Raw genomic sequence first — 6,107 nt, 5'->3', positions numbered from 1 at the left:
CGCCAGTTCGGGTAAGTAGTCAACGGCCAACGGGTTGGGTTTCGGTTGGCCGTGATCTTGGACGCAAAAGACCCCAGGCCTTCTGACCTGGGGTTACTGTGCGCCATCAGGGACTCGAACCCCGAACCCGCTGATTAAGAGTCAGCTGCTCTGCCAGTTGAGCTAATGGCGCTTGATCCGGCCGCGTTGGCTTCCCTCGGCGACGCCAAAAAGATTAGCACGGGCCGTCGGGGCCGCTCGCGGAGGGTCCCACCGGCGGTCAGGCGCCACTAGTCTGTTGGCGACCAAGGAGGAGCATGAACACCTTCGAGCGCTTCCGTGATGCTGTCGACCGGCGTGACCATGACACCATGAGGGACCTCTTAGCGCCTGGTGTCCGGTTCTTCAGTCCTGTCAGGTTCACCCCGTACGTGGGACGCGAGTTGGTCTTCCGCGTCTTCGGGGTGCTGATGCGGCGCGTGTTCGACAACAACGACTACCGTTACGTCGGTGAGGTGAGCGGCAGGGCCGAAACCTCGGCGGGCCGGAAGGCCAGCACGCACATCCTGATCTTCCGGGGCACCGTCCGCGGCCGGCAGGTCCACGGCATCGACCTCATCCAACTGAACGACGACGGCCTCGTCGAGGAGGTCACGGTGATGGTCCGGCCGCAGACCGCGCTGACCGCGCTCGGCGACGCCGTGCTCGCCGGGCTTGCCGCGGAGGGGCTGGCGACCGCTTAGCATGGCCGAACTGACCCGCGAGATCGTCGCGGCCCGGGACGCGGAGGACCCGCTGGCGCCGTTCCGGCGGCGATTCGCGATTCCGGACGAGAGTTTGATCTACCTGGACGGTAACTCGCTGGGCAGGCCGCCGTCGGCCACCGCCGGGTTCGTGGCCAAGATCGTCACCGAGGAGTGGGGCACCGGGCTCGTACGGTCCTGGTCGTCGTGGATCGACTGGGCCCGCCGGCTCGGCGATCTCCTCGGCACGCGGCTGCTCGGGGCGGACGAAGGCGAGGTGATCATCTCCGACTCGACTTCGGTAAACCTTTACAAGCTTGCCGCGGCCTCGCTGGCCGAGTCACCGGGCACGATCCTGTTCGACGTTACGGATTTTCCGACCGACCGCTACGTCGTGCAAGGGCTGGCAGCCGAACGCGGGCTCACCGCGCGGGGCATCGAGCCGGGCGAGCTGGGACGAGCGCTGGATGAAGAAGTCGGGCTCGTCGTGCTTTCCCTGGTGAACTACCGTACCGGCGAACTCCTGGACATGGCGCGGGTGAACGCCATGGCGCGCGAGGCCGGAGCGAGGGTGCTGTGGGATCTGAGTCACGCCGTCGGCGCGGTTCCCGTGCGGTTGACGGCGGCCGGAGCCGAACTCGCGGTGGGTTGCACGTACAAGCACCTCAACGCAGGTCCCGGCGCGCCCGCGTTCCTCTACGTGCACCGGAGCCTCCAGACCAGGCTGCGGCAGCCGATCTGGGGCTGGTTCGGGCAGCGGGACCAGTTCGTGATGGGCCCGGACTACCACCCGGTCGAGGGCATCGAACGGTTTCTGGTCGGCACACCGCCGATCCTGTCACTGGCCGCCATCGAGCCGGCGCTGAACGTGTGTGTGGAGGCGGGGATCGACGCGATCCGCGACAAAAGCGTCCGACAAAGCGAGTTGATCATCGAGCGTGCCGATCGCGACCTGGTCCAGTACGGGATTTCCGTCGCTTCACCCCGGGATCCGGCGAAGCGCGGCGGCCACGTCTGTCTGCGCGGGCCAGGCACCTGGCAGTTGTGCCAGGCACTCGCGCGGGACGGGGTCGTCTGTGACTTTCGCGTACCCGATTTGCTCCGGCTGGCGCCGGCCCCGCTGTACACCAGGTTCGCCGACATCTGGGACGCCATGGACCGGCTGCGCACCATCCTCGAACTCGGCACGCACCACCAGTTCCCCACCGAGCTGAGCCGGGTCACCTAGCCCGCCGGACACCGCGTGACCTGCCTAGTCCCCGGCACCCCGGGCCGCCAACGCCTCGCCGAGTTCATCGGCGTGACGCAGAGTCCGGATCAGGAACGGAACCGCGAACGCCACGGCCGACCGCTCCGCACCGCGCGCCTTCGCCGCCTCCCGCACTTCGCCCGCGATCACGGACAACGCGGTGACCGCCCTCAGCGTCAACCCGACCAGCAGCCCCACCCGCTCCGAGCGGGTAACACGCTCCACAATGGACACAAGGTCCTCGACACGCGTGGTGAGGGTGAACAGGTTCGCCGCGGCCAGCGCGGCCACGATCCGCAGGCACACCACCAGGGCCGGGTCCAAACCCTGCAGCCACCACTGCAAGGCGAACACGAACACCACAAGCAGCCCGAGCGACACGGCCACCTGCCGGCACCGGCGCAACGGGATCCTCGCCAGCACATACCCGAACGCGACGGCGACGCAGATTCCGCCCAGCCACCACGGCGAACGCAACGCGAACACCGCCCCGGCAAGCCCGAGCAGCACGAGGAACTTCCAGCCCGCGGGTGCCCGGTGCGGCAGGCTCGAACCCGGCTCGTACCAGCCCAACGGAGTCATCCGGCCAAGTTCCGGTAGAACCGCACGGCGGGCTCGGGCTCGTCGTCGGCCACCACCCGACCCTCGTCGAGCACGATCACCCGATCGAATCCGCCGAGCAGGTCGAGATCGTGCGTCACGAGCACAATCTGCTGCGACAGCGTGGCGAGCAGGTCGACGAACCGTCGCGTGTTGCGCAGGTCGAGCAGGGTCGTCGGCTCGTCGCACACCAGCACGTCGGGCTCCAGCACCAGCATCGAGCACAACGCGAGCAGTTGCTTCTGCCCACCGGAAAGCTGATGCGCCGGGTGGTCGGCATAGCCACCGAGCCCGTGTTCGGCCAGCACCCGTTCGGCGCGCCGCAGCCGTTCCTTCGCCGGTAGCCTGGTCCGCCGCAGGGAAAACGCCACGTCCTCGCCCGCGGTCGGCATCACGATCTGGCTGTCCGGATTGGTGAACAGGAAGCCGACCCGGCGCCGGACCTCCCGCCCGTTCCGGCTGGGATCCAGCCCGTCCACCAGTACGCGGCCGGTGCTCGGGTGCACCAAACCGTTGATCATCCGGGCCAGGGTCGACTTGCCGGAACCGTTGGCGCCGACGAAGGCGACCCGCCGTTCGCCGAGTGAGACGTCCACATCGGACAGCACCGTCCGGTCACCGTAGTTGTGCCCGACCTGATCGAACTGAATCACTCGACCGCCTCCCACAAGCTCGCCACCCCCACGCCCCCGCCCGCCGACAGGGCCGCCAGCCCACAGCCTCCCGTACCGACGAGCGAGCTGAACAGCCGCACCACCAGCACCGCGCCGGACGCGCCCCACGGGTGGCCGAGCGCGATCGCCCCGCCGTCCGGACTCACCGTGTACTCGTCGATACCGGCCGCGTCGAGGCACGCCAACGCCTGTCCCGCGAAGGCTTCGTTGAACTCGACGGCGTCTGGTCCGGCGCCTGGTCGATGGTCCAGCACTTTCCGCATCGCGGGCACCGCGCCAAGGCCGAGCCGGTTCGGGTCGACGGCCGAGGTCGCCGAGGCGACCAGCCGCAACCCCGGCCGTCCCAAGCGGCGCCGCACCTCTTCGCTGACCACCAGCACGGCCGCCGCGCCGTCGTTGATCCCGCACGAGTTGGCCGCGGTCGCGGTGCCCTCCGGCGTGAAGGCGGGCCGGAACCGGGCCAACCTTTCCACGGTGAAGCCGGCGCGGGGACGCTCGTCGCGGTCGACGCCCCCAAGGGCAACCAGTTCCCTGTCGAACCGGCCCGCACGTTGAGCCTCGATGGCCCTCGCGTGGCTTCGCGCGGCGAAGGCGTCCTGACGTTCGCGCGAAATGCCCGCCTCGGCCGCGACGAGATCGGCGGCCACCCCCATCTCGGGGTCACCGATGTCCGCCGGGGCGAACGGCGCGCGCGTGTACCAGGTGGGCGGCTCGGTTCGCCACGCCCGGTAAGGCGCCGTGGACGGGCTTTCGACACCGCCCGCGAGATATGCCTCGCCCTCCCCCACACGGATCATCGTGGCCGCCAGGGTGATCGCGGCCAGCCCGCTCGCGCACTGCCGGTCGACGGTCATGCCCGGTACCGGCCCGCCCAGCCCGGCCCGCAACGCCGCGACCCTGGCCGGGTTTCCGCCCGGGCCGAAGACGTTGCCGAGGAGCACGTCGTCCACTGTGCTCAGTCCCGCGTCGTCGAGCACGGCGCGCAGCACGGGCGCGGCGAGTTCGTCCACAGTGAACCGCCGCAGCGCGCCACCCGCCTTCCCGACGGGTGTCCGGCGGGCCGCGACGACGACCGGGGTCCGGTTCATGACCTGCGCAGCTTGCCGGAGGCGGTGCGGGGCAGGGCGTCCGTCTTCAGCCAGCGCCGCGGCCGCTTGCCGGGCTCGAGCCCCGCGCGCGCCGCCGCCCGCAGGTCACGCAGGTCCGGCTCGCCCTCGACGACGGCCGTCACGACGGCGCCGAGAGTCGGGTGGGGGGTGCCCGTGACGAGCACGTCCACCACGCCCGGCACCTGGCGCAAGACGGACTCCACCTCCTCGACGGCCACCAGTTTGCCGCCACTCGACACCATCATGCTTGCCCGTCCGAGAACGGTGAGCGCGCCGGACGCGGCCCGCTCGACCCGATCCTCCACCGTGGACCATTCCGGCGCCGGCACCAGCACGCCTTGGCGAAGGTAGCCACTGAAGCTCAGCGGCGAGCGAACCCACAGGATTCCGTCACGGATGTCGAGCTCGACATCCGGCGCCGGAAGCAGTCCGCGGTCGTCCCGGCGGAGGGCGATCAGCGAATGCTCGGCCGAGCCGTAGTACTCGACCAGCTCCGCGCGCGGGAGCAGGCGGGCGAACCGGGTGCGCAGGTTGTCGTCGACATGCGCGCCGCCACAGACCACGGTTCGCAAGGCGCAGCCATCTCGCAGGTCAGGACGGCGCTCCACCACCGCGAGCAGGTTCGACAGCATCGCGGGCACGAGATGCACCGCGGTGACGTCCACGCAAGCCGCTTCCGGTTTCCAGCGTGGCAGCAGCCGGACCTCGTGCCCACCCCACATCGCGTGCAGGGCGCCGAACAGGAACAAAGACGAGCTGAGCGGGCCCGGAATGAGCACCGGCCCGCCCTCCGGGAACCGCCCGAGCGCGGCGAAACTGCGTGACCACGAGTGGCGCGTGCGGAGGAGAACCTTCGGGCGGCCGCTGCTCCCCGAGGTCGCCGGCAGGTAGAAGTGGGTGTTCTCGTCGCCGGCGCGCGGCACGATCTCGCTCGAGGGCTCGGGGCTCCCGGTCGCCACGACGTCCGGGCGCGCGTCCTCGAGCACCGCGTCACGCTCGCGAAGGGTCCAAGACGGCTCGACCACGAGTGTCGCCGCGCCCAGCAGATCCGCGCCGAGGAACCACGGGAGCACGTCGGCGGACTCGACAGCGACGCGAGTTCCTTCGACGACTCCCCGTGCGGCCAGTTCCCGCGCCGCGCCGTAGACCCGTTCCAGCACGGCTATGCCCGGCTCCAGCCCGCCCGGCCCACGACGACCGCGATCAGCGACGCGACCACGACCTTCGCCAGGTCACCCGGCACGAACACCAGCGACTGCACCGCCGCGGTGCCGAGGTGACCGGTGTAAACGCCGAGCCACCCGACGCCGAGCGCGTAATCGACGACCAGGCCGGCGAGGTTGGCGACCAGCAGCACGGGGAGCGTGGGCCGCTTGGCCCTTGTCACGATCAGGCCCACGACCAGGGCGGACGGTATCCAGCCGAGCAGGAAACCACCGCTGGGGCCGAGAAACGGGCCGATGCCGCCGCGGCCGCCGGACAGCAGTGGCAGGCCCAGCGCGGTCAGCGCCAGGAACAGCACAACGGAGGCCGTGCCCCGGCGCGGGCCGAAGACGCTCCCGGCCAGCAGGGGCCCGATGTTCTGCAGCACGATCGGTACGCCGGAGCCGCCGACGTAGATCCCGGGAAAGAGCCCGAGTACCGCGATGAAGGCCGCGAACACGACCGTCCTGGCAAGGTCGGTGGCAGGCAGGCCGGCACGTGAAGTTGGCACGTCGGCACGGTAACCGGCGTCCCGGGTAATCCAAAAAGA

Annotated in this window: 7 protein-coding genes and 1 tRNA gene; 2 read left to right on the top strand and 6 right to left on the bottom strand. The window is 70.2% G+C overall.

The window, feature by feature from the left end:
- Nucleotides 1–99 precede the first annotated feature (99 nt).
- A tRNA-Lys gene (locus VJT49_RS04680) sits at nucleotides 100–172 on the bottom strand.
- Between the two features lie 124 nt (nucleotides 173–296).
- On the opposite strand from VJT49_RS04680, the gene VJT49_RS04675 reads away from it, so the two are divergent.
- Nucleotides 297–722, top strand: coding sequence for a nuclear transport factor 2 family protein (locus VJT49_RS04675; RefSeq protein WP_324163430.1), 426 nt, complete (start codon nucleotides 297–299; stop codon nucleotides 720–722).
- Between the two features lies 1 nt (nucleotide 723).
- The gene (gene kynU / locus VJT49_RS04670) at nucleotides 724–1,950 is read left to right on the top strand and encodes a kynureninase (protein WP_324163429.1); all 1,227 of its coding nucleotides are present in this window, start codon (nucleotides 724–726) and stop codon (nucleotides 1,948–1,950) included.
- Between the two features lie 24 nt (nucleotides 1,951–1,974).
- Here kynU and VJT49_RS04665 read toward each other — a convergent pair whose 3' ends face one another.
- Genes VJT49_RS04665 through VJT49_RS04645 form a run of 5 tightly spaced genes read right to left on the bottom strand, consistent with a single transcriptional unit; the run spans nucleotide 1,975 to nucleotide 6,068 of the window.
- A complete protein-coding gene (locus VJT49_RS04665; protein ID WP_324163428.1) occupies nucleotides 1,975–2,553 on the bottom strand; it encodes an energy-coupling factor transporter transmembrane component T in 579 nt (192 codons plus the stop codon).
- Nucleotides 2,550–3,224 (bottom strand): ABC transporter ATP-binding protein, encoded by a 675-nt coding sequence (locus VJT49_RS04660; RefSeq protein WP_324163427.1) that lies wholly within the window; start codon nucleotides 3,222–3,224, stop codon nucleotides 2,550–2,552. Before VJT49_RS04660 ends, VJT49_RS04665 begins: the two co-directional genes overlap by 4 nt.
- Complete coding sequence (locus VJT49_RS04655; RefSeq protein ID WP_324163426.1) at nucleotides 3,221–4,333, bottom strand: thiolase family protein; 1,113 nt, start codon at nucleotides 4,331–4,333, stop codon at nucleotides 3,221–3,223. Before VJT49_RS04655 ends, VJT49_RS04660 begins: the two co-directional genes overlap by 4 nt.
- Nucleotides 4,330–5,514, bottom strand: coding sequence for a class I adenylate-forming enzyme family protein (locus tag VJT49_RS04650; RefSeq protein WP_324163425.1), 1,185 nt, complete (start codon nucleotides 5,512–5,514; stop codon nucleotides 4,330–4,332). Before VJT49_RS04650 ends, VJT49_RS04655 begins: the two co-directional genes overlap by 4 nt.
- Nucleotides 5,515–5,516: 2 nt before the next feature.
- Nucleotides 5,517–6,068, bottom strand: a complete 552-nt coding sequence (locus tag VJT49_RS04645) for a biotin transporter BioY (protein WP_324163424.1) — start codon at nucleotides 6,066–6,068, stop codon at nucleotides 5,517–5,519.
- Between the last annotated feature and the right edge of the window lie 39 nt (nucleotides 6,069–6,107).

Source organism: Amycolatopsis sp., assembly GCF_035276945.1.
In the GTDB taxonomy this organism is placed as follows: domain Bacteria; phylum Actinomycetota; class Actinomycetes; order Mycobacteriales; family Pseudonocardiaceae; genus Amycolatopsis_E.
The sequence above is the reverse complement of the archived record's forward strand: the minus strand, read 5'-3'. Positions and strand labels throughout refer to the sequence as shown.